Origin of the sequence: Roseibium sp. AS2 (assembly GCF_038900065.1) — a bacterium.
In the GTDB taxonomy this organism is placed as follows: domain Bacteria; phylum Pseudomonadota; class Alphaproteobacteria; order Rhizobiales; family Stappiaceae; genus Roseibium.
In genome coordinates this window covers 134752-158407 of sequence record NZ_JBBMQN010000010.1, presented here as the reverse complement: position 1 = coordinate 158407, position 23656 = coordinate 134752, and the positions used below count along the sequence as shown (strand labels likewise).

Genomic DNA, 23656 nt, shown 5'->3' with positions numbered 1-23656 from the left:
TCCGGCAGACATCGTTGCCGGAAGTATGAGCCGCTTGCTGCCAGGCCGCCTTCGAGCATTCAGCCCGAAGGCGGCCTTGTTCTTCTGCAAGATCCGGTTCAGGTCGGTTGCAACTCGCGGAGCGGTGTGGCGGACACGCCAGGCAGCGAGAACTGTTCGAACATGTCCATCACCGTTGCCTGGATCGCATCCACCTGGCTCGGGCTGTAGCGCCTCGACTGGTAACTCATCAGGACCCGGATGGACCGGTCGCCGTCGATCACCTCCTCCATCACCTCGAACTGCAGTCCCAGATGGGACTCGTGCTTGTCCGGATCGACCTGGCGGAAGGCAATCCGGCCGCCATCGGGCTTCGGCAGACCACCGTTCAGCTTGTTCTGGGCGTGGATCTGGATGAACACATCGAAAAGATGATCCCGTTCGGACGTCATGCCGAGCGCCGTTTCGACCAGGTCGATCGGAATGTCGGAATAGAGCATCGATCCGTTGATCATGTCCTTGATGTTGCCGATCAGCTTTCCGGCTGTCGGATTACCGGCGAACCGCACGCGATGGGCAACGACCGTGGTGAAATAACCGATCGTATCGAAATAGTCCGGATCCGTGCGGCCCGAAGCCGACGTGCCGATCACCAGGTCCGTCAGGCCGCCAAGCCTTTGCAGTGCTGCAGAAATCGCTGCATAGACGACATTGAAGAGAGACGCGCTGTTTTCCCTGGCATTCGCATAGAGACCTTCGGAAATCTCCCTGTCCAGCCGCATCTCGACCCAGCCGCCGGCAACGGTCTCGCTGTCCGGCTGATCCGCCGGTGCGGGCTCTTCGGCGAACAGGACCAGTTCTCTCGGCGCGTCGCCGAGCATGTCGGTCCAATAGGCAAGGTGCTCGCCATTGACGCCCTCAAGAACCTGCTTGCGCGCGAAGTCATGAAACGGGGCCGGCTGCCCGGACCAGACCGGCGCGGAGCCGGCCGCCCTAGCTCGATAGGCATCCACAAGTTCGTCCATCAACAGGTTGACCGACCATTCGTCGAGCGCAAGGTGCTGGAACAGGAACGAAAGCACCTGCCGGCCGGTTTCAGGATCTCTCAGGAACCGCAACCTGACCGGCAGCTCCCTGGACAGATCGAAGCAATAGCCGGCTTCGGCATTTCGGTCGGTGTCCGTGCTCTCTTCGCTAGTCCAGAACCACTTGTAGGTCTCAAGCTCCGCAACAGGCACGATCCTTTGCAGGACGTGTTCTTGCTCGTCCCTGTAAAACAGGGTCCGGAGGGCGGAATGCCGTTTCATGAGGTCCAGAAACGCCGCGCCAAAGACTTTTTCATCGACGGTGTCGAGGAAATCCAGGGCAAACGGCAGATTGAAAATCTCGTTGTAGCCGAGAGCCGAATAGATCTTCCAGAGCGACATCTGTGCCAGTGCGAGCGGCACCACAGCTGTGTCCGCGGGACCCGTACCGGTCTCGTCCGGCACTGTGCCGACCGCCTTTTTGGCGCCTTCGACGTATCTGGCATGATGTGCGAGCGCGGAGGCCGTCGGGTTGCCGAAAAGGTCGTTGAAGCGGACCTCGATGCCATGATTGTGCAAGAGGCGGCCGATGATCCTGGTCGCGACCAGGGAATGGCCGCCAAAGTCGAAAAAGTCGTCGTCCGGTTTCAGGTCCGGCGTGGCCAGGGCCTCTCGAAACTCAGTCAGAATTGCGGTTTGGACGGCTGCGATGTCGGGCCCTTGTCCTTCGGCAGGTGTTCTGGCCGGCTCTTCGGAAACCGCCTTGCCGGCGAATGACGGCACATTGCCCAAAGGAAAATCGCCCAAAGGAAAATCACCGGTGTCCTTCCGGACCGTTCCGTTTCTCAGGACGCCGGCAAACAGGTCCAGCACCAGGCTGCCCGCATGCCGGTTGACCTTCTGGCCGGTGACCAGTTCCAGAACCGTTCTTCCTTCCGCGTCGCGGCCTATGGCAAGTTCGAAATCCGAACGCGGTTCCGGCGTTGGCAATGGCACCCGGTCCAGGGTCACGGTCGGCACATTGAAGAATTGCTGTGGCTCGGTCAGCCACTTGACGGCGACCTTCGGGAGAACCGCCGAGTTGGTGTCGTTCACCGGTGCGTCGAGGCTCGCCGGGCTGCTCAGAAGGGCGCGTATCCGGGTCTCGGCATCCTGCAAGTCCATGTCGTGCGATACAACGACCTTCACGGTGTCCTTGCAGGCAAATGCTTCGGAGTGGTCGCCCAGCCGGTCCTCCGGTCTTGCCGGGAATGCGGCTTCGATCCGCTCGTGTCCACCGAGCCTGCAAAGGAATTGCGCAAAGCGGGCTCCGATCGACGCCAGCTGCGCATGAACGTCCGGGACCGGATCATGGGATGGGCGGGACGGCCCGGTCTCGATCACGGTTCCATATCTGCGTGCCATCTGATCGTTCGGGGCGGTCCCGGCGAACGGCACGCCGCAATCGACAACCGCGGTGTGCGGGGGCACATCGTCCCGGCGCAGCCAGGCAACGGGGGCAATGTCACTGGTGTCGAGGTCGATCTCGACCGCATCGTTCAGCGAGGGCGCGGCGAGCGGTTTGCGGCCGTAGGCAAGCGCCAGGTTTCTCAGGACATCCTCGGGCGCGCACATTTCCTCCACGATGCGGTGCATGAGAAGGGTCAGGATCACTTCGTCCAGGCAGAAAATGACGAGCGCCCTGAACGGCGGTTCGGATTCGCTGACCCAGGAAGCCTGCTGACGCGCCAGGATCAGCGAAACGGCTTCCTGACGGGACTCTACATTGACGATTTCCAGGGTCTCGACTTGTTCATCAGCCGGATATTTCAGCAGCTCGCCATCGTCGCTGAACCGATAGCGCATGGTGAGCTCCGGGAGCGCGCCGGCAACGGTGTCCACAGCACGGGTCAAGCGGGCGATATCGGGTATGCCGCCCAGCCTGTAAGCCAGGGCATGGCGCAAGGTCAGGGCCGGGTCCTGCTTCTGCGCCAGCCAGATCCGCTCCTGATGCTGCGTGACGCCGAGCGGTTCGGCCGATGTTGCCGATTCCGGAAACCAGGCAGTGTCTCCCATGGCTGAATCGATATCCGCTTGGGTTTTGAGCACGTCGTCGAATCGCTCGAACTCACTTCCCGTCAACAGGCGGTCGAAGCCTCCGGTCATTTAAATCTCCTGATATCAAGTCTGGTGCCGGTTGCGTGTCCCTGAAAGCCATGTCGCGACGGAGGATTCATGCAGCCTGGCAACGGCCGCAAGCGAACCCACGGCTCGTGACCGCAATCAGTGGTAATTTTAACAGACACACCAATCAGGAGCAATTAAACTTGCATCAAAAACTCATGTTTTTTTATTCTGTCCATGGCCCGCTCGATTTCACGGACGGGTTTCAGAACCGGGTCGCGGTTTTCCGAGATCACCCGAGCCTCCAAAAGGGCGACCCGGGTGACCTGCGTCAGGTGCGCTGCAAAGATGAAGGCGGAGCCTACTGCGCTTTTCCGCTCCAGGTTTCGACGGCGTCCAGCATGTGTTCAGCGCTCGCAACCGTCGGCGTGATGACTTTTGCGGGATCGACGAACAGGATGCGGTCCTCCAGGGCGGGTTTCATGAAGCGGTCCCAGCCGGGTACGATCTTGCCGAGCTTGGCACGTGTTCCCGCTTCGTCGCGTCCATCGCCCATGTAGTTGTTCAACAGAACGAGGACATCCGGATTCAGTCTGCCGAACGCCTCTGTGCTGAGCGGCATCAGCATCATCGATCCGCCCTCGGCCGAAGGCCCGCCCGCGTCGCTGACCTCAAGGCGGGTGTACCCCAGATCTTCAAGCGCCTGAATCATGCCTGAAGAGTTGCCGACCACATTGAGCTGATCGGTCAGAAAGATCGGAAGATAGGTCTGGTCGGCGATTTCGGCGGGCAGGGTCTCCCGGAGTTGGGCGACGCGTTCGAGGTAGGCGGCCTTGCGCGCCGCGAAGGCGTCTTCAAGACCGACGAGCGCTGCAAGATCTGCCTGGACCTCGAAGCCGTGCACCTTGCTGCCGTCGATATTCTGCAGATAAACGGGCGCTACGGTGGCAAGCTGATCCACCTTGCCGGCATCCAGGGCCGTTGCAAGGATCAGGTCAGGCTGCAGGGCCCGCAGTTTCTCCAGGTCGGGCTGGCCGAAGGGGCCGAAGCCGCTCGGTTTGGGTTTTCCTTCTCCAAGAACAGTATCGATGAAGTCCACCGCGATGACGAAGCCGCCGTCGTCGGTTCGCCCGTAGCTGCCGGTCACATCGAGCCCGAGATCCATCAAGGGGACACCGAGCAGAGGTTCGTGCATGACGACGATGCGCTCCGGGTGCTCCGGCAGCGTGACCTCCCGGCCGGTATCGTCGGTGACCGTGCGTTCTGCCGCCAGGACCGGGCTTACCGCCAGAAGGGCTGCGATTGTGCAGGGGATCAGAAAACGCATGATGAACCTTTCTTTCAATGAGACTGTTGTTTTCTCAGCGCCTGAAGACGCAGCGCAATGATGAACAGCGGCACACCGACCATCGTCAGACTGAGCCCCAGCGGCAGGGGAAGGCCTCCGGCGACGCCGCGTGTCATGGCGTCGGCCGCAACGACCAGAATTCCGCCCATGAGACCGGAGAGAAAGAGCCTGGCCCGGGCGATGGCCGGTGAGATGAAGCCGGCGATATGCGGCGCAAGAACGCCAAGGAAAACCAGAGGCCCCACCGCCGTCACGGCGGCGGCGCTCAACACGACGGCAAAAACGAGAATGACCGGACGCGATCTTGCCACCGGCTCGCCGAGCGCCATCGCCATCTCCGGGCCCAGGTCGTAGGTTGCCATGGCGGGTCCCGCCAGCAGGATACCGGCAAGACTGAGCACAAACAGGGGCGTGAAGGCAGTGATCATCGTCCAGTTCGCCTGGAAGAGCGACCCGGCCAGCCATTCCGAAAGCGCGATGGAGGTTTCCGCCGGCAGGTAGAGAATGAGAAGCGAGCCGAAAGAAGAGAGAACCGTTTCGATGGCGATCCCCATCAGGACGATCGACAGGCCGCTCGAGCGCTCCCCGCCGACCAGCCAGAGGAGCAGCCCCGCAACGCACAGACCGCCGGTTACCGCAGCAAGAACCACAAGGCTTTTCGGTGCCATGGGCGCGATGATCAGAAGCAGCATGATCATCGTCATCGACCCCTGGCTGAAGCCGAACAGGCCGGGATCGGCGAGCGGGTTGCGCGCGATGGACTGCAGAAGCGCACCGGACAGCGCAACGGCCCATCCCACCATGAAACCCAGCAGGATGCGCGGCAGCCGGACCGTCCAGAGGGCATACCCCTCGGTGCCGGAGATCTGGCCCCCGAAAAGCGCGTTCAGAAGATCGAAAAATCCGGTATCCGTGAGACCCAGTCCAGTGGAAAGGATTGCCAGCACAAGAGCGGCGACGGCCAAGCCGACGCCGGTGCGCAGATTGCCGATCCGCATCTGCAGACCGTTTGAAAGACGCAGGACGCGCTTGCCGTCCATCGCCAGGCCCCGCCTGATCATGCCGCCTCCCGATGTGACGGTGACAGATAGAAGCGCTTGACGATCACCACGAACACGATGCCGCCGAGCAGATCCGTCACCAGCCCCGTGTTGAGGACAAAAGGATGCAGGGCCTGCCTGGCGACAAGGTCGGCCAGCAGACAGATGACTGCACCGCACGCAAAGGCGGCGGGGAGGGCGAAGGCGAGATTGTTGCCCACGAAAGGGCGGACGATATGCGGCACGACCAGCCCGACGAAACCGATCGGACCGCATACGGCAACCGCCGACCCGGATCCGAGCACCGCGGCCAGGATCGCGGCACGGGACACAAGCGGAACATTGACCCCGGCCGAGGCGGCCTTTTCCGGCCCGAACAGGATCAGCGTCAGCGGGCGCGCGAGCACGATGAAAGTCGCGATGGAGGCCGCACCGATCCACCAGAACATTGCAAGGCGGTCGATATAGGCATGATTGATGTTGCCGATGACCCAGCTCAGGAAATCGGAGCGCCGCGCGGGATCGGACAGAAGCAGGGCATTGGTAATGCCGGTGAAGAGCATGGAAACCAGCGCCCCCGACAGGATCAGGGACAGTCCGCGCGGATCGTTCTGTCGGCCCGCAAAGCGGGCAACGGCAATGCAGGCCAAAAAGCCGGCCAGGGCACCGGCCAGTGCGGCGGCCCCTTGCAGGCCCGTCCCGATGTTGAAGAGCAGGGCGCCTGCAACCAGGAACATGGCCGCGCCCGCATTGACGCCCATCGTGGCGGGCGACGCCAGAGGGTTGCGCACAAGGCTCTGGAGAACGACGCCGCTGGTGGCGGCGATGCTTCCGACATAGATCGCCGTCAGGCTTCGAGGCACTCTTTGGTAAAGGAGAACGGCTTCCTCGTAACTTTGCGCCTCAAAATGCAGCAAGGCTTCGATCAAACCGGGAATATCGGCCGCGCGAAATCCGTAGAACAGATGGATGGCGAAGGTCAGCACCAGAACGGGCAGGGCTGCGAGAAGAAACAGACTGCGCTTTTCCATCAGGAGACCGGTGCGCGGCCCGTCCGCTCCGGAAAGCAGACGAGGCGGCCGTCCCGCTGGAAAATCTGCGTCCTGAGGTCGAAGACCTGTTCGATGTTCCGGGTTGTCACCGTTTCGGCGACCGGCCCTGCAGTCAGGCATTTGCCCGACCGCATCAGGATGACGTCGTCTGCGAACGCGGTGGTCAGGTTAAGGTCATGCAGAACCGCGATGACCGTCTTGCCGTGGTTCTCCGTCAGGTCCCGGACCAGTTCGAGAACGGCAAACTGGTACTTCATGTCCAGATGGTTCACCGGTTCGTCCATCAGGATCACGTCCGTGTCCTGGGCCAGCACCATGGCGATCCACGCACGCTGGCGTTGGCCACCCGAAAGCTGATTGACCGGAAAGTTGGCCCTTTCGCTCAGGCCGACTGTTTCCAGCACCTGCCTGTAAAGTGCGCGATCACGCTCCGACGGTCCGCCGACCAGAGAATAGCGCGCGTATCCTGCCAGCTCGATCAGTTCGCCGAGCGTCATGTAATCCGGGCAGAAACAGTCTTGCGGCAGATAGGCGATTCTGCGCGCGAGTTTTTTTCGGCCGCTTCTCGACACCGGTTCGCCTTCCAGGAAGATGTCCCCGGAGTGCATGGGCAGAAACCCCATGATGGCCTTCAGCAGGCTGGATTTGCCGCAGCCATTCGGCCCGACGACTGCCGTCAGCCGGCCCTTCTGGAACCGGACGGAGACATCGCTCAGCACGTCGCGTTTTCCATAAGCCGCGCTTACGTGTCTTGTCTCCAGCAATTTCGACCTCTTGACCTTCTGCAATGCGGAAGTCTTTATACTATACGAAACGAGCCAGCAAACTCAAAGCAAGCTCTCGAACGCGTTTCCAATCCAGTCAAGAGCGGATTTGATGCCCCCCTTAAAGAAATTGCATATCGGAATGTCGCTCGCCCCGACATGGCTCAGCGGCGACGCCTGGCGGCGCCCGGACAGCGGTGTCGAAGGCCTCTACGGCAGCGACTTTTTTCTCGACATCGCGCAGCGCGCGGAGTGGGCGAAGCTGGACTTCGCCTTTTTGCCGGATTCGCTGTTCCTGAACACCGGCCTGCTGGAAACCGGCACAGGCTTCGCCAGTCTCGACCCGACACTCCTGCTTGCATCGATCGCGCGCGAGACCTCCCGAATCGGCCTGCTCTCGACCGCCTCGACGACGTTCTACCCGCCCTATATCGTCGCGCGGCAGATCCAGTCCCTGAACTGGCTCAGCAACGGCCGTGCCGGCTGGAACATCGTCACGGCTCTGGACGGCAATGCAAATTTCGGCCTGTCCGAGATGCCGAGCCCGGAAGACAGATATGCCCGGGCTGCCGAGTTCACCGAAGTCGTCAGGCTGCTCTGGGAGAGCTTTCCCGACGAGGCGCTGAAGCTGGACAGGGAAAGCGGCCAGTTTGCCGATCCGGGCCTCGTCCGTGCCATCGATCACGATGGAACTTTTTTCAGCGTCAAGGGACCTCTGAACCTGCCACGCCACGGCAAGGTGCCGATCCCGCTTGTGCAGGCGGGGGCCTCGGAATCCGGGCGCGCCTTCGCCGCCTCGGTCGCCGATGCCATCTTCGCATCCACTCCGGACAGGGCCGCCGCCGGCGACCTGCGTTCGGATCTTCGCGGCCGCGCCGAAGCGCGCGGACGGCGCGGCGACGACATCCGGCTTCTGCCGGGCCTCAGCCTCTACCTTGCTCCGACACGCGCGGAGGCGCAGGAGCTTTTTGCGGAAACCAATGCCCGGACGAGCCGGGAGCGGTGCCTGGCCACCGTCCGCGAAATGACAGGACTGGATCTTTCCGACTGGCCGGCGGACAGGCAGGTGACGGCAACGGACCTGCCGCCGCCGCCGGAAAAGGTACGCAGCCGGACACACTCGCAACTGCTGCGGCGGATGATCGAGCGGGACGGGCCGGTGGTGGCGGATCTGCTCAGCCGCCCCGAGGTCATCGGATCCGCCCATTGGCTTGTCGTCGGAACACCTGCCGACGCGGTTGCCGAGATCAGGGACTGGGCAGCCGCCGGAGCGATCGACGGGTTTGTCGGCTTTCCCGGCGGATCGGTGGAATCGGTGCGGCTGTTCCTGGAACAGGTCGTCCCGGAACTCGGCGATCTGGGCCTCTTCCGCAAGGACTATACGGGCACGACCTTTTTCGATCACCTGCGCGACACTTGAGGCCTGCATGCCTGCGAACCAACTGGCGGGTTGAAAAGCGCGCTTTCCGGCTGAAGGAGAAACCGGTGACCACGAAGAAAATTCTGGATTTTCTCGATTGCCACAGACCCGAGGGACCGTGCCTGGTCGTCGACCTTGAAGTCGTCCGGAAGAATTATCGCGCCTATGAGCGCGCTCTGCCGCGGACGCGAATCCACTATGCGGTCAAGGCCAATCCGGCTCCGGAAGTCCTGGCGCTGCTCGTCCGGCTGGGCGCGTCCTTTGATGTCGCCTCGATCCGGGAAGTGGAGATGGTGCTGGAGGCCGGCGCGTCCGCAGGCAGCATCTCCTACGGCAACACGATCAAGAAAGAGCGCGACATTTCGCGTGCCTACCGGCTGGGTGTCCGTCAGTTCACAGCAGACTGCCCGGAGGAGGTCGAAAAGATCGCCCGTGCGGCGCCCGGGGTGCAGGTGTTCTGCAGATTGCTGACGGACGGAGCTGGCGCCGAGTGGCCGCTCTCGCGCAAATTCGGCTGCGATCCCACCGTCGCGCGCGATGTCATGCGTCATGCCCGGCGACTTGGTCTTGATCCCTGCGGGCTGACCTTTCATGTCGGCTCCCAGCAAACCGACCCGTCCGCATGGCAGCGCGCTCTGGAAGACGTCGTTCAAGTGTATCGTGGCCTCGCCGACGACGGTATTCTCATCAAGTCCCTCAATCTCGGCGGCGGATTTCCGGCGCGGTATCTGAGCGACGTTCCGATGGCGGCCGACTACGGCCGCGAAATCCTTAGGGCCCTGAGGTCCCGTTTCGGCAATGCCTTTCCCGATACGGCGATTGAGCCCGGTCGCGGTCTCGTCGGGAACGCGGGGACCATCAAGTCCGAAGTCGTCCTGATTTCAAGAAAATCCGCCAGGGATCCGTTGCAATGGGTCTATGTCGACATCGGCAAGTTCGGCGGTCTGGCGGAAACCATGGACGAGGCGATCAGATATCCACTCAGGACCAAACATGGAAGTGTCGGGACTGTTCCCTACATCCTGGCGGGTCCAACATGCGACTCGGTGGATGTGCTCTATGAAAACAGACCGTGCGGTTTGCCGCGGAGTTTGAAAATTGGCGACGACGTGCTGATCGAGGGCGCAGGTGCCTATACCGCGACATACGCTTCGACAGGGTTCAACGGATTCCGGCCGCTGGATGTTTACGTCCTGTAGCAGGGCATAGAGGGATGAACATCCCGAGCAAGAATGCCCGCATATGTTCTTACAGTCGCGCGCAACTTGTTCTGTATCGTCAACCCGCAGAAGCAGCAGCCCTCAGAACCAGACCTGATCCGGATCGGGCAGGGGAATGGCGTCGAGGAGCATGCGTGTATAGTCCGCTTTCGGATTGTCGAAGAGCTCCGGCGTCAGCGCATTCTCGACGATCACGCCGTGGTGGAGCACAAGAATGCGCGTGCACAGCCGGCGGATGACGGACAGGTCATGGCTGATGAAGGCCAGCGTCAATCCAAGTTCCTTGACGAGGCTTTCCAGAAGATTGAGCACCTGTGCCTGGGACGAGACATCAAGGCCGGAAACGATTTCATCCGCGAGAATGAAATCCGGTTTCAGCGCGATCGCCCGGGCAATGCCCACCCTCTGACGTTGTCCGCCGGAAAGTTCATGGGGATAGCGGGCCGCAAATTCACGCGGCAGACCGACCATGTCGAGCGCCTCGTCGACCCGGCTCCTGATATTGTCCAGACCCTGAAGCCGCAGGGGACCGGCGATGATGCCGCCAACCCGCCTTCGCGGATTGAGCGAGGACATCGGATCCTGAAAGATCATCTGAAAGCGTCGGCGCAACGGGCGCAGGCTGTCTTCGGTCAGATGCGTAATGTCCGTGCCCTCGAAGCGGATGCTGCCGCTGTCCGGTTCGATCAGGCGGATCAAGGCCCGGCCCAGGGTCGACTTGCCGGATCCCGAGCCGCCGACGATGCCAAGCACTTCGCCCTTCGGGATGTTGAAGGTCAGCCCCTTGAGAACCTCGATGCGTGGCGCTGCTCCCAGCAGCGGCTTGCGGGACATGTCCGGGAACGACACCTTCAGGTCGTTCAACTGGTAAATCTTGTCCGTCATGGCTGCCCGCCTTCTTTCATGGTCACGTCGAAGGCGGCGATTTCCCGGTTCACTTCCGCAACAACACTGTCGGGGACAGGCGTCAGCGAGCCGTCCGGGTCGGTGTATCTGGGGGTTGCCGCCAGCAGCGCGCGGGAATAGGCATGAGCCGGGCCGGCGAAAAAGGATCGCACGGCGGTATCTTCCACCACCTTGCCGGCATAAAGCACCGTCAGCGACTGGGCGATCTTGGAAACCACGCCGAGATCGTGGGTGACGAACAGCAGCGCGGTGCCATGGCGCTGCTGCATTTCGCGGATCAGCTTGAGGATCTGCTTCTGCACGGTCACATCGAGCGCGGTGGTCGGCTCGTCGGCGATGATCAGCTTTGGTTCCGCGGCAAAGGCGGAGGCGATCAGCACGCGCTGGCGCATGCCGCCCGACAATTCATGCGGGTAGGCCTTCATGACCCTGCCGGGTTCCTGGATATGGACTTCCTCCAGAAGTTCCAGCGCGCGCGCTTCGGCGGCCGGCCGTTTCCAGCCGAGAATATCCACCAGCCGGTCCGTGATCTGTGGGCCGACACGGCGCGAGGGGTTGAGGGCGGTCAGCGGGTCCTGGGGGATGAGCGCGACCTTCGCCCCGATCCGCTGACGCCGGGTCTTCGGGGAAAGAGTCTGCAGGTCCTCGCCCTCGAGCAGGATCCTGCCTTCGCTCACCTCGGCCGCGCGCGGCAGGATGCCGAGCACCGCCTTGCCGATCATGCTCTTGCCCGCGCCGCTCTCGCCGACCAGTGCGCGCACATCTCCGGCTTCGACACCGAGCGAGACACGCCGCAGCAGCGGCGGGCCGTTCCTCAACCGGACCGTCAGGTCCTGTATCTGCAGAAAGCTCATCGCAGCACCGGATCGAAATGTTCTTTCAGTCCCTCACCGAACTGGGAGAAACTGAGCACTGTGAGAAACAGGGCGAAAAGCGGAAACACCAGCACCCACCACGCCTGATAGATCGAACTCCTGCCCTCGGCGATCATGCCGCCCCAGGTTGGCTGGTCGGTCGAGATCGACAGGTTGACGAAACTCAGGATCGCCTCGACGATCACGGCGATGCCCATTTCCAGGGTCAACAGGGCGACGATGGTCGGCAGTACGTTGGGCAGGATTTCGGCGAGCGCGGTGCCGAAGCGGGTGCGGCCGGCGACCCGGGCCGAGGCGACATAGTCCATCGCGCCCTGGCCCATCGCTTCGGCACGGACCACCCGGGCGAACCGGGTCCAGTCGATGACGACGATGGCGATGATCACGGACATGAGGCCCGTGCCCAGAACGGCAATCAGCAGGATCGCGAACAGCACTGGCGGGAACGCCATCCAGATGTCGACAAGACGCGAGATCGCAAGGTCGGCCCAGCCCCGGTAGAAACCGGCGATCAGACCGAGGGTCGCGCCGATGAGGCAGGTCAGGGTGCCGGCGACGAGTGCCACGATCAGCGCCAGCCGGGCCCCGTAGAGCATTCGGCTCAGCACGTCACGGCCAAGCGAATCCGTGCCGAGCAGATAGGCCGGGTCGGCGCCCGTTTCCCAGAAGGGCGGCAGCCGCCCGGCGAACAGGTCCTGGGCAAGCGGATCGTGCGGGCTGATCAGGGGCGCGAAGACCGCTGCCAGGACCAGCAGGGTCAGCCAGCCGCCGCTGAGCCAGAGCCTCAGGCCGGGCAGGCGGCGAACATGTCCGCGGGCATCATGCATGGCGCAGCCTCGGGTTCAGGGCGGCATAGGTCATGTCGACCAGTAGGTTCACCAGGGTGAACAGCAGCGCGAACACCAGAACGATGCCCTGGATCAACGGCAGGTCGCGGTTGATGACCGCGTCGATCGCCATGTTGCCCAGCCCTTCATAGGAGAACAGCCGTTCGATGATCACGGTGCCGCCGATCAGGAAAGTGAACTGCACGCCGATCAGCGTCAGCGTGGGCAGGACCGCATTCGGAAGGGCGTCGCGCAGGATGATCGAGGTCTCGGAATAACCCTTGGTCCGGGCCAGGGTGATGTAGTCGTCGTGCATGCATTCCTTCAGGGATTGCTTGAGCAATTGCAGGATGATCGCGGCCAGCGGGATCGCCAGGGCCAGCGCGGGCATCAGCATGTGTGCCAGCAGGTCGGCGACCACGTCGAACCGCAGCCGGGCGAGCGCCTCGAACAGATAGAAGTGCGAGCTGAATTCGAAGCCGAGAGACGGTGAGATCCGGCCGGAAATGTGAAACAGCGGCCAGACCACGCCGAAAAGCAGGATCAGCGCAAGGCCCCAGAGAAAGTCGGGCAGGGAGAGGGCGACGCCGCCGGCGACATCGACGCTGCCTTCCACCTTGGTGCCACGATAGAGGGTCGCGGTCAGGGCGGCCGCACCGCCCAGAACCACCGCGATGACAAGCGCCAGAACGGACAGCTCCAGCGTCGCGGGAAGTCGGCCCAGCACAAGGCCGAAGACCGGTTGGCGCAGGGTGATGGACGTGCCGAAATCGCCCTGGACCACGTTGGAAATCCAGATCCAGAACTGCTCCGGGATGCTCTTGTCGAAGCCGTAGAGCGCCTGAAGCCGTGCGATGTCGGCCTCGGTCGCCCCCGGTGGCAGCATCATGGCAATCGGGTTGCCTGGCACCACGCGGATGACGACGAAGACGATGACGGCGACCCCGAACAGGGTGATCAGGGTGGTGAAGAGGCGCGTTGCGAACGCGCGCGCAATTGGCATGAAGACCGGCCTGTGATCCGTCGGAAAAAAAGTCGCCGCAACGCTCCGGGAGCAAGGAACAGCTTGAGCGCTGCGGCGAAGGCGGGTTTGGTGACCGCGCTACGGGCGGGTCATCAGATGTGGCAGCAACGCGCCGGAGGCATGGGGCGTGACCTTGACCTGGTCGGAGTGCAGGATCGGCTGCACATACTGGATCAGCGGAATGACCAGGGCGTTGTCCGCGATGAACCGGTCGACCTCTTTCCAGCCCGCGATGCGCTTGTCCTCGTCGGCCTCGCCCCACAGCGGCAGGATCTTCTGCATCAGGTCCTCGCCGTCCCACACGGAATGGGGCGAGGGGCCGAACATGGCAAAGCCGGTGGAGGTGGTCGGGTCGCCGATGGCGTTGCCCCAGTTGTAGAAGGCGGCCGGAGCGAGCGTGTCCGCAGCGCGCAGCTCGTAATGCTTGGCGATCTCGTAGACCTCGATTTCCGCCTCGATGCCGATCTTGCGCCACAGCCCGACGATGGCCTGGATGATTTCGTAGTCCTTGGGTTTGAAACCACGCGTGGTCTGGATGGTGAACCTGACCGGATTGTCCGGGCCGTAGCCGGAAGCCGCCAGCAATTCCTTCGCCTTTTCCGGATCGTAAGGCACCGTGATCGAGGCGTCATAGGCCGAATAGTCGGGTGTCTGCAGGGTGTCGATGGGGACACCGTAGTTTGACAGCAGCCGCTCGACGATCAGTTTCTTGTCAATGGCGTGAGCCATGGCCTTGCGCACGTTCGGATCGTTCATCGGCTCGACGTCGTTGAGGAAGATCATGCCGATGTCCGACACCGGTGCGGCGGTGCCGACGATGCCGGCCTGCTCCTTCAGCCGGTTGAATTCCTCGTAGGGCATTTCCAGGGTTACGTGGGCATTGCCGGACATGACCTCGAAGGTGCGGCTGGAGGCGTCGGTGACGAACTTGATGGTGACCGACTTGAACTCCGGCGCGCCGCCCCAATAGTTCTCGTTGGCTTTCAGCCGCACGAAGGCGTTGCGCTCGAACTTGTCGACCATGTAGGGGCCGGTTCCGATGGGGTTGGCCTCGAAGCCATCCGCGCCGACCTCCTCGAAGTATTTTTTCGGCAGCACATAACCGGTCAGGAAGCTCATCCACTTGAAGATGGTGGGCTCGTATTCCTTGACATCGGCGGTGATGCGGTTGCCGTCGATCTCGAAATTGCCGATCTTGCCCCAGATGAACTGGATCGGGTTTCCGGTCTCCGGATTGCCGGCGCGTTCCAGCGACCAGACGATGTCTTCCGGTGTCAGCGGATCGCCGTTGTGCCAGGTCACGCCCTCGCGCACATCCATCCAGATTTTGGACTTGTCGTCGTTCCAGCCCCAGGCGGTGACGAGGCCTGGTCCGAAACTCAGGTCCGTGTTCTGATGAATGAACATGTCGAAGACGGACTGATAGAGTCCCTGGATGGTCGGGTTCACCGCAGAGGGGCCGACCGTCGGGTCCCAGCTTGGCAGGTTGACGTTGTAGGCGATCACCAGTTCCTCGATCTCACTGGCAAGGACCGGGGTTCCGACAGCCGTCAGAACTCCGCTGGCAGCTGCGCTTTTAAGCAGCGTGCGTCTTGATACTTTCATGTTTACTGTTCCCCATTTTATAGCTCTGGTGCCGCCGCGTTTTTTGTGTCGCTATCCGGCAAGTTTTTGCGCGAGCAGATATCCGGGCCCGGCTCCGGTGCCCGCCCCCGGCCAGACGGCGGCACCGGTGTGGAACAGGTTCCTCACCGGTGTGGTGCCGTCGGCAAAGCCGCGAACGGGTCTGAACAGGAAGTGCTGGGTCAGATGATGACTTCCGCAGATCTGGTCGCCTCCCACCAGATTGGGATTGTCCGCCTCCAGCATGGCGGGTGTCACGATATGGCGGCCAAGGATCTTGGCGCGGGTCCCGGGCGCATAGTGCTCCAGAATATCAAGAGCGCGCTCGGCAAAAGGCTCGGCCGCTGTGCTCCAGTCGGTGGCGCCGATCTCGCCGGCGGCGTCGCCGGTGATGGTGCCGGGCGCCATGCGGACCTGAAGCCAGAGCACGTGCCTGCCCTCGGGGGCGCGGCTCGGGTCGACGGCGGTGGGCTGGCCGCAGACGATGATCGGTTCGTCCGGGAGGAGGCCGGCCTGGGCCTGCGCATAAGTGCGCGCCATCTGGTCGAGATCCGGCGCCAGATGAACATAGGCGAAGTTCTTCAGCTCCTCGCCCGCCCGCCAGTCGGGCAGTCCGGACATCGCCAGATGGATCATCATGGTGCCAGGCGCATGCGCCGATGTCGTCATCCCGCGTTCATAGCGGTCGTTGCCGGTCTCGCCGGTCAATTTCAACAGCGCCTTCGGGGCGACATTTGCAATGACTGCCCGGCGGGCCATGAACCGGCGGCCGTCGGCGAGTTCGACGCCGCGGGCCTCGCCGTTTTCCACGATGACACGTGTCACCTCGGCGTTCGAGACGACCGACCCGCCCTTTTCCTCGATCGAGGCCACCATCGCCTTGACGAGGGTGTCCGCACCGCCGTCGCCGAGCACCATGCCGAAGGCCTGGTTGGCCATGCCTTCCAGATAGGGGAAGAGCGCCCCGCCTGAAATGTCCGGGGCGAAATCGAGATGCATGCCCCAGGCCCCCAGCAGGGCGCGTACCTTGGGCGAAACGAAGGTCTCGTTCAGCCAGTCCCTGGGTGAAGACAGCAGAAAGCGGATCAGGTCGAGCAGGCCGCCGGTGCCGTTCCGGCGCCACTCTTTGATCAATATATATGCAAATGCACGTTTTTTCGCCGGGCTGCCCAGCAGGCCGAACAGGCATTCCGCCCGGTCCGGGAACTCGGCCGAAAGCGACCGCCATGTTTCGGCGTCTTCCGCGCTCATGGCGCCAATCCTGCCGGCGGTCAGTTCCAGGTCGTTGCTGACGCCAAGCCAGGTGCCGTCGGAAAAAACGGAGGCAAAACAATCGGATGCGGGGGCAAATTTCAATCCGTGCCGGCTCAGCTCCGCGCCGTATTCCTTGTGAAAGGCAGAGCCGGCGAACAGGGATAGATTCATGGCGGCCCAGTCGTGGCGAAAACCGGGCAGGGTGTATTCGCCGGTTTTTACCGCGCCGCCCGGTTGGGAGCCGCGTTCGAGGACGCCGACTTTCCAGCCTTTGGACGCCAGATGAACAGCGCAGGCGAGACTGTTGTGTCCGCCGCCGACAATCACGCTGTCCAGGGTTTCGTCCATCATGCACCTCGTCTCCTCATCAAGAAGATAATTGCAAATACAAATAAATCTGTCTAGCATTGAATTGCGATAACGAGCCGACAGGCCGAAGAGGTACAGAGGGAACACATCATGTCTGCAGAGAGCGCGCTCAGCGGGCTGGGGTCGAAGATCCTGTCCGGAGAGATCGAAGTGGTGGATTGTTCGGGAACATTGGGGCCGAAGACGCCGATTCTTCAGTTGCCGCCCGATTTCGCCAAGAACACGCCCAAGATCGAAATTCACAAGATCAGCGAATACGACAGCGACGGCCCGTTCTTTGCCTGGAACTGGATGGTCCTGGGGGAGCATTCCGGCACCCATTTCGATGCGCCGCATCACTGGATCACCGGCAAGGACTATGAAGACGGCTTCACCGACACGCTCAATGTCCAGCGGCTGATCGCGCCGGTCAATGTCATCGACTGCTCGGCGGAGAGCGCGGACAATCCGGATTTTCTGCTGACGGCGGACCTGATCAAGGCCTGGGAAGTGGCCAACGGCGAGATCGGCGCCGGCGAGTGGGTCGTCATGCGCACCGACTGGGACAAGCGCGCCCATGACGAGAGCCTGTTTCTGAACGCGGATGAAACCGGACCGCACAGCCCGGGGCCGACGCCGGATGCGATCGAGTACCTTCTGTCGAAGAAGATCGTCGGCTGGGGAACGCAATGCATCGGCACCGATGCCGGCCAGGCCGGAGGCATGGAGCCGCCGTTCCCGGCGCATAATCTTCTGCACCGGGACAATTGCTTCGGGCTGGCGTCGCTCGCCAATCTCGACAAGCTGCCGGCGAAAGGCGCGATCCTGATCGCGGCGCCCCTGAAGATCGAACGCGGGACGGGCAGCCCGATCCGCGCCCTGGTCCTGGTTCCGAAAGCCTGAGGTCGACATCGTGGCCGCCCCGCACGTGATCATCGGTTCCGGCATCAATGCCCTGGTTGCGGCAGCCCTGCTGTCGCGCAAGGGCGAGCCGGTTCTCGTTCTGGAGCGCTCCGAGGTGCCGGGCGGCTGCATGCGGAGCGAGGAAATCACTCTGCCGGGCTACCGGCACGATGTCATGGCAACCACCTTCGTCCTGTTTCTGACGTCGCCGGCCTATGGCGAGCTGGCGGGAGATCTCGGGCGGCATGGCCTGGAATTCTGTCACAGCCCTTGTCCGGCGGCGGTTCTGCGGCCGGGCGGAGAGACGGCGGTGCTGTCCATGGACCGGGCGGCCAATGTGGCCGCTTTCGATGCGCTGGCTGCGGGAGACGGCGGGCAGCACGCCGCCGACGTGGGCGGCATCGAGGCCGATGCCGATTTCCTGTTCGCGCTGCTCGGCAGTCCGCTCTGGTCGGTCAAAATGGCGCGCCTGATGGCCAGGCAGGCCTGGAAACGCGGCCTTGCCGGATTGAAGGCCTGGTTCGGGGCCGCGCTTCAGCCGGCGCGAGGCTGGCTTGAGACGAGCTATGCCAGCGAAACCTTGCAGGCGCTCTGGGCACCCTGGGTGCTTCACACGGGGTTGACCCCTGAAAGCACCTATTCCGGTCAGATGGGCCGGGTGATCGCCTTTGCCCTGGAAGCGGTCGGTGCGCCGGTGGCCAGGGGAGGCGCGGCCAGTGTTCCGCAGGCCTTCTGCAAGCTGATTGAAGAAAACGGCGGCGAAATCCGCACCGGAACAGATGTCGAGCGCATTGTGGTCAAGAACGGCAAGGCCGTTGGCGTGCGCACTGCGAGCGGGGAGACCATCGACGCGCAGTCGGTCATTGCCTCTGTGACGCCGACGCAGCTCAGCCAGCGGCTTCTGGGAGAAGAGCCGGCGCCCGATGCGGTGCGCAAGTACCGCTATGGCCGCGGCAACTTTCAACTGCACTATGCGCTGGACGGGGAGCCGGACTGGATCGCCGAAGGGCTTGAGAATGTCGCCCTGATCCATCTTGCCGACGGCATCGACAGCGTGTCCAAATCCTGCAACGAAGCCGAACGCGGGCTCTTGCCCGAAACGCCGACCATCTGTGTCGGCCAGCCGCACCGGCTCGATCCCTCCCGCGCACCGCAAGGCAAGGGCATCTTGTGGCTGCAGGTTCCCGACGCGCCGCGTGTGATCAAGGGAGACGCCGCCGGGGTCATCGAGACCGGACCGGAGTGGACGGAAGCCGTCCGCGAGGCGTTCGCCGATCGCGTGGAGGAGATCCTGCGGCGGCACATCAGGAATTTCGACGAGATCAAGCTGGCACGGAGCGCCTGTTCGCCGGCGGATCTCAACGATCTCAATATCAATCTGGTCGGCGGTGATCCTTATGGCGGGTCCTGCAGCATCGATCAGTTCTTTCTCTGGCGTCCCTTTGCCCATTCCGCTAACAGCGACACCCAAATCCGGAACCTGCACATGATAGGTGCCTCGACACACCCCGGTCCGGGGCTTGGCGGCGGATCCGGCTACAATCTGGCGAAAGGGATGGGTGCATGAACGACGAGGATCCGGCTGAACGACTGGTGGAAGACACCCGTGTGCCGCGACTGGGCGAAATCGGACTTGAGAATTTCCCGCCCTATCTGATGAACCGCATCATGGGCCGCTACAACGCATCGCTTCGCGAGGAAATGACCAGGCTGGGTCTGACCACGCCGAAAATGAGAACACTCGCGGTTCTGTCCGTGCTGGACGGTCTGCTGATCCGGGAATTGTCGATTTATGCGGTGGTCGAGGTCTCTACCCTCAGCCGGGCGCTGGATACCCTGGAGCGGGACGGCCTGATCCTCAGGGTTACCGACAAGGACGACAGCCGCGCCGTGCGCGTTCACCTGACCCCGAAGGGCCGCCAGACCCACGAGCAGCTCTGGCCGCATCTGGCCGATGCGTATCAGCAGATGTTTCAAGGCATCAGCGATGCCGACCAGCGGACCTTCGTCGCCACGCTGCAGACCATCTTGAAAAACGTGCGCAAGCACCCGATTTGACGTGACCGCGTAGGAGGAGCCGATGGCCGAAAGGTCGTTCAAGGCTGAGGTAGAGCATCTTCGAAAAGGCGCCGGAGACACTTTCACCGGTGAGGGCATTCTTGCCATCACCAAGGCGCTTCTGGAAAACGGCGTCGGCTATGTCGGCGGCTATCAGGGCGCTCCGATCTCCCATCTGATGGATGTGCTCGCGGACGCAGAAGATCTGATGGGCGAACTCGGCATCCGCTTCGAGGCCAATGCCTCGGAAGCGGCCGCTGCCGCCATGCTGGCGGCCTCCGTGCATTACCCCATTCGCGGCGCGGTCACCTTCAAGGGCTCGGTCGGCGTCAATGTCGCCTCCGACGCGCTCGCCAACCTGGCGTCTTCCGGGGTGAACGGCGGGGCGCTGGTGATCGTCGGCGAGGATTACGGCGAAGGCTCCTCCATCATGCAGGAGCGCTCCTATGCCTTTGCCATGAAATCCCAGTTCTGGCTTCTGGACCCGCGCCCGAACCTGACCTCCATCGTGAAATCCGTCGGTGACGGCTTCGCCTTGTCGGAGGCCAGCAACTCGCCCGTCATGCTGATGGTCCGGATCCGCTCCTGCCATGTGACCGGCAGTTTCGCGACCGGAGACAACGTTCCGCCGCCCCTGTCGGTCCGCGATGCCCTGTCCAATCCGCAGCGCGACTTCAAGCGCGTCGTGCTGCCGCCGATGTCCTACGCCCACGAGCACGACAAGATCGACAACCGCTGGCCGGCGGCCGAAGAGTTCATTCTGGAAAAGGGCCTGAACGAGCGTTTCGGCCTCGAAGACGGCAGGGTCGGCATCATCTGTCCCGGCGGCATCTACAACAGCGTGATCCGTGCGTTGCAGCGGCTGGGTCTCGCCGACATCAGCGGCAACACCACAATTCCGCTCTACGTTCTCAACGTCACCTATCCTGTGGTGAAATCCGATCTTCTGGATTTCTGCGCGGGCAAGGAGGCGGTGCTGATGGTCGAGGAAGGCCAGCCGGAATTCATCGAGCAGCAACTCGGTGCCATGCTCTACAAGGAAGGCCGGACCACGAAGCTTGAAGGCAAGGGCATCTTCCCGCGCGCCGGCGAATACACCGGCCAAATCATGCTTGACGGTATTGACGCCTTCGTGCGGCGGTATGCGCCGGAGACATTGCCGGGCAAGGTGCTGGCACCGAACGCGCCCAGGCCGGAATTGCCGGATCTCAGCCAGACCGTTCCGATCCGCCCGCCCGGATTCTGCACCGGATGTCCGGAGCGGCCGATCTTCGCGTCGCTCAAGATGGTGGAGCAGGAGGTCGGCCAGCATCAGATTACCGGCGATATCGGGTGTCACCTGTTCGCCTGCCTGCCGCCCTTCGAGATCGGCGGCTCGACCATGGGCTATGGCCTGGGTCCCGCCTCGAACGCGGCCTTCGACGGCGGCGGTGCTCGGCGGGCGATTTCGATCCTGGGCGATGGCGGCTTCTGGCACAACGGCCTGAGTTCCTCCATCGGCAACATGGTCTTCAACAAGTCCGACAGCGTCGCCATCATCGTCGACAACTACTATTCGGCGGCGACCGGCGGTCAGGATATTCCCTCCAGCCGGGCGAAGAACACTACTAAGTCGACCAACAACCCGATCACGAAGGCGCTCGAGGGGGCCGGGGTCAAGTGGATCCGGCAGATCGACCGGACCTACGATGTCACGAAAATGCGCGACACCATTCGCGAGGCGCTGACGACCGACTATGACGGGCCGAAGGTGATCGTTGCCTCGTCCGAATGCATGCTCAACCGGCAGCGGCGCGAGAAGCCCCTGCGCAACAAGGCCATCGCCGGCGGAACCCGGGTCGAGGTGCCGCGCTTCGGCGTCGATCAGGACGTGTGTACCGGCGATCACGCCTGCATTCGGCTGTCGGGGTGCCCGTCCCTGTCGCTGAAGAAACTGGACGATCCGCTGCGCGACGATCCGGTCGCCCATATCGATCAGTCCTGCGTCGGCTGCGGCAACTGCGGCGAGGTCGCCGACGCCGCCATCCTGTGTCCGTCGTTCTTCGAGGCCAAGGTGGTGCACAATCCCGGTCGCTTCGAGCGCTGGCTGGTCGGTGTGCGGACAAAAGTGATCACCTGGCTTCAGGACCGCCGATCCGGGAACCGCCTGACCTTCACCGCTGAGGAGATCTGATGTCTCTCGCCCTGCCTCTCGATGCACAGCCGGCCGATCCGGCCCTCGACGGCATCATCAAGCTCGCCGTCATGGCCGTCGGCGGTCAGGGCGGCGGTGTCCTGACCAACTGGATCGAGAGCGTTGCGCGCGCGCAGGGCTATCACTGCCAGGCGACCAGCGTGGCCGGGGTCGCGCAGCGCACCGGCGCGACGATCTACTATGTCGAAATGGCGCCCGGAACCGTGACGGCCCCCGTCTTTTCTCTGGCGCCTTCTGCCGGTGATATCGACATCCTCATTGCCGCGGAACTGATGGAGGCGGGCCGTGCCATCGTGCGCGGCTTCGTCACGCCGGACCGCACCACCTTGATCGCCTCGACCCACCGGATGCTCGCGGTCTCCGAAAAGACAGTGCCGGGTGACGGCATGGCCTCGTCCGATGAAGTGAAGGCGGCTGCCGAGGTGGCGGCACGAAGGGTCGTGCTGGCCGACATGGATACGGCCGCGCTCAAGGTCGGCTCCGTCGTTTCCGCCTCGCTGTTCGGTGCGCTGGCCGGCGCGCAGGCTCTGCCTTTCGAGCGGGAGGCTTTTGAAGAGGCGATCCGCGCGGGCGGCAAGGGCGTCGAGGCCAGTCTGCGCGCTTTCGCCGTGGGCTTCGACCTGGCCAGGAACGGCGAGACGGTTACACAGGCATCCGAACCCGCACAGCAGGAAATACTCGGGCCGGCCGGTCCCAAAAAAATCCGCGACGGCTACGCCAGACTGGAGGCGCGGATCGTCGCGCTGCCGGAAGCCGTGCAGGAGATGACCCGTGCAGGCTTGCGCAAGGTCGTCGACTTTCAGGACATTGCCTACGGCACGGAATATCTGGACAAATTAGAGGTGCTCGTCGGCGCTGACGATGCCGCGAAGGATTTCGAACTGTCGCGCGAGGCGGCGAAACACATCGCCAATGCCATGGCGTATGACGATGTCATCCGGGTGGCGGACCTGAAAACGAGGGCGCAACGGTTCGGCCGCATCGAGACAGAGATGCGGGTCGGCGCGGGGCATGTCCTGCAGCTCACCGATTATCTTCACCCGCGCGCGGAGGAAATCGTCGGCCTGCTGCCTGAAAAACTCGGCGGCAAACTGGAAAACGATCCGGTCTGGATGAAGCGTATCGATCGCTGGGTGAACCGAGGTCGGCGGATCCGCACCGACAGCCTGCGTGGCTTTCTGACGCTCTATACGCTCGGCGGATTGCGTGGCTGGCGCCGCAGGACGCTGCGCCACCGGATGGAGCAGGACCACCTGGAGACCTGGCTGAAGATGGTGGCGGGATATCTTCCCGCGCGCTATGCCATGGCGGTCGAGGTCCTCAAGTGCCGGCGCCTGATCAAGGGCTATTCGGACACTCATGCCAGAGGTCTGTCGAAATTCGACAAGGTGCTTTCCGGCGCGAGACTGGTGGAACACCGGGACGACGGTCCCGAATGGGTCGCCCGCCTGCGCGAGGCAGCGCTCAAGGACGAGAAGGGTACGGATCTCGACGGCGCACTGAAAACGGTCGAAAGTTTCGCGCGCTCGTCATGAGAGGGATCCGTCGCAGAGATTTCCGCATTGGCCTGCGGGCCAATGCGCTCCGGTTTCATCGAAACCCTCTTGCCTCGGTGTCTGAAAAAGACCTGCGGCCTAAAGTTCATTGAGTGTGGGGTTAACCTCCTGGATAGATACCCGCCCGGTTTCTGTCT

18 protein-coding genes are annotated in these 23656 nt (G+C 62.9%); 7 read left to right on the top strand and 11 right to left on the bottom strand.

The window, feature by feature from the left end:
- Nucleotides 1–98: 98 nt before the first annotated feature.
- From WNZ15_RS24380 to WNZ15_RS24360, 5 genes are all read right to left on the bottom strand, one after another.
- On the bottom strand, nucleotides 99–3149 hold the full coding sequence (locus WNZ15_RS24380) for a condensation domain-containing protein (RefSeq protein WP_342895643.1): 3051 nt from the start codon (nucleotides 3147–3149) through the stop codon (nucleotides 99–101).
- A gap of 319 nt (nucleotides 3150–3468) precedes the next feature.
- Nucleotides 3469–4434, bottom strand: coding sequence for an ABC transporter substrate-binding protein (locus tag WNZ15_RS24375; protein ID WP_342895642.1), 966 nt, complete (start codon nucleotides 4432–4434; stop codon nucleotides 3469–3471).
- Nucleotides 4435–4448: 14 nt separating this feature from the next.
- On the bottom strand, nucleotides 4449–5513 hold the full coding sequence (locus WNZ15_RS24370) for an iron ABC transporter permease (protein WP_342895693.1): 1065 nt from the start codon (nucleotides 5511–5513) through the stop codon (nucleotides 4449–4451).
- A complete protein-coding gene (locus WNZ15_RS24365; RefSeq protein ID WP_342895641.1) occupies nucleotides 5513–6526 on the bottom strand; it encodes an iron ABC transporter permease in 1014 nt (337 codons plus the stop codon). Before WNZ15_RS24365 ends, WNZ15_RS24370 begins: the two co-directional genes overlap by 1 nt.
- On the bottom strand, nucleotides 6526–7311 hold the full coding sequence (locus tag WNZ15_RS24360) for an ABC transporter ATP-binding protein (protein WP_342895640.1): 786 nt from the start codon (nucleotides 7309–7311) through the stop codon (nucleotides 6526–6528). Before WNZ15_RS24360 ends, WNZ15_RS24365 begins: the two co-directional genes overlap by 1 nt.
- A gap of 112 nt (nucleotides 7312–7423) precedes the next feature.
- Between WNZ15_RS24360 and WNZ15_RS24355 the strand changes: the two genes are divergently transcribed.
- A complete protein-coding gene (locus WNZ15_RS24355) occupies nucleotides 7424–8731 on the top strand; it encodes an NtaA/DmoA family FMN-dependent monooxygenase (RefSeq protein ID WP_342895639.1) in 1308 nt (435 codons plus the stop codon).
- 65 nt (nucleotides 8732–8796) lie between these two features.
- Entirely contained in the window at nucleotides 8797–9930 is a 1134-nt protein-coding gene (locus WNZ15_RS24350) for a type III PLP-dependent enzyme (RefSeq protein WP_342895638.1), read from the top strand.
- Between the two features lie 102 nt (nucleotides 9931–10032).
- Here the strand turns inward: WNZ15_RS24350 and WNZ15_RS24345 are convergent, their stop codons facing one another.
- The 6 genes from WNZ15_RS24345 to WNZ15_RS24320 all read right to left on the bottom strand — a co-directional run bounded on the left by WNZ15_RS24345 (nucleotide 10033) and on the right by WNZ15_RS24320 (nucleotide 16808).
- On the bottom strand, nucleotides 10033–10836 hold the full coding sequence (locus WNZ15_RS24345; RefSeq protein ID WP_342895637.1) for an ATP-binding cassette domain-containing protein: 804 nt from the start codon (nucleotides 10834–10836) through the stop codon (nucleotides 10033–10035).
- Nucleotides 10833–11711: an ABC transporter ATP-binding protein gene (locus WNZ15_RS24340; protein ID WP_342895636.1), complete on the bottom strand. Its 879-nt coding sequence runs from the start codon at nucleotides 11709–11711 to the stop codon at nucleotides 10833–10835. The genes WNZ15_RS24345 and WNZ15_RS24340 overlap by 4 nt, the downstream gene beginning before the upstream one ends.
- Nucleotides 11708–12559: an ABC transporter permease gene (locus WNZ15_RS24335; RefSeq protein WP_342895635.1), complete on the bottom strand. Its 852-nt coding sequence runs from the start codon at nucleotides 12557–12559 to the stop codon at nucleotides 11708–11710. The genes WNZ15_RS24340 and WNZ15_RS24335 overlap by 4 nt, the downstream gene beginning before the upstream one ends.
- A complete protein-coding gene (locus WNZ15_RS24330) occupies nucleotides 12552–13562 on the bottom strand; it encodes an ABC transporter permease (protein WP_342895634.1) in 1011 nt (336 codons plus the stop codon). The genes WNZ15_RS24335 and WNZ15_RS24330 overlap by 8 nt, the downstream gene beginning before the upstream one ends.
- 99 nt (nucleotides 13563–13661) lie before the next feature.
- The gene (locus tag WNZ15_RS24325; protein ID WP_342895633.1) at nucleotides 13662–15188 is read right to left on the bottom strand and encodes an ABC transporter substrate-binding protein; all 1527 of its coding nucleotides are present in this window, start codon (nucleotides 15186–15188) and stop codon (nucleotides 13662–13664) included.
- Between the two features lie 51 nt (nucleotides 15189–15239).
- Nucleotides 15240–16808 (bottom strand): NAD(P)/FAD-dependent oxidoreductase, encoded by a 1569-nt coding sequence (locus tag WNZ15_RS24320; RefSeq protein WP_342895692.1) that lies wholly within the window; start codon nucleotides 16806–16808, stop codon nucleotides 15240–15242.
- A gap of 111 nt (nucleotides 16809–16919) precedes the next feature.
- On the opposite strand from WNZ15_RS24320, the gene WNZ15_RS24315 reads away from it, so the two are divergent.
- From WNZ15_RS24315 to WNZ15_RS24295, 5 genes are read left to right on the top strand one after another with little or no spacing between them, the layout of a single operon-like run.
- A complete protein-coding gene (locus WNZ15_RS24315) occupies nucleotides 16920–17711 on the top strand; it encodes a cyclase family protein (RefSeq protein WP_342895632.1) in 792 nt (263 codons plus the stop codon).
- A gap of 7 nt (nucleotides 17712–17718) precedes the next feature.
- Nucleotides 17719–19278 (top strand): NAD(P)/FAD-dependent oxidoreductase, encoded by a 1560-nt coding sequence (locus tag WNZ15_RS24310; RefSeq protein WP_342895691.1) that lies wholly within the window; start codon nucleotides 17719–17721, stop codon nucleotides 19276–19278.
- Nucleotides 19275–19769 (top strand): MarR family transcriptional regulator, encoded by a 495-nt coding sequence (locus WNZ15_RS24305; protein WP_342895631.1) that lies wholly within the window; start codon nucleotides 19275–19277, stop codon nucleotides 19767–19769. The genes WNZ15_RS24310 and WNZ15_RS24305 overlap by 4 nt, the downstream gene beginning before the upstream one ends.
- Before the next feature lie 22 nt (nucleotides 19770–19791).
- Nucleotides 19792–21942, top strand: a complete 2151-nt coding sequence (locus tag WNZ15_RS24300; RefSeq protein ID WP_342895630.1) for an indolepyruvate ferredoxin oxidoreductase subunit alpha — start codon at nucleotides 19792–19794, stop codon at nucleotides 21940–21942.
- Nucleotides 21942–23498, top strand: a complete 1557-nt coding sequence (locus tag WNZ15_RS24295) for an indolepyruvate oxidoreductase subunit beta family protein (RefSeq protein WP_342895629.1) — start codon at nucleotides 21942–21944, stop codon at nucleotides 23496–23498. The genes WNZ15_RS24300 and WNZ15_RS24295 overlap by 1 nt, the downstream gene beginning before the upstream one ends.
- Nucleotides 23499–23656 lie beyond the last annotated feature (158 nt).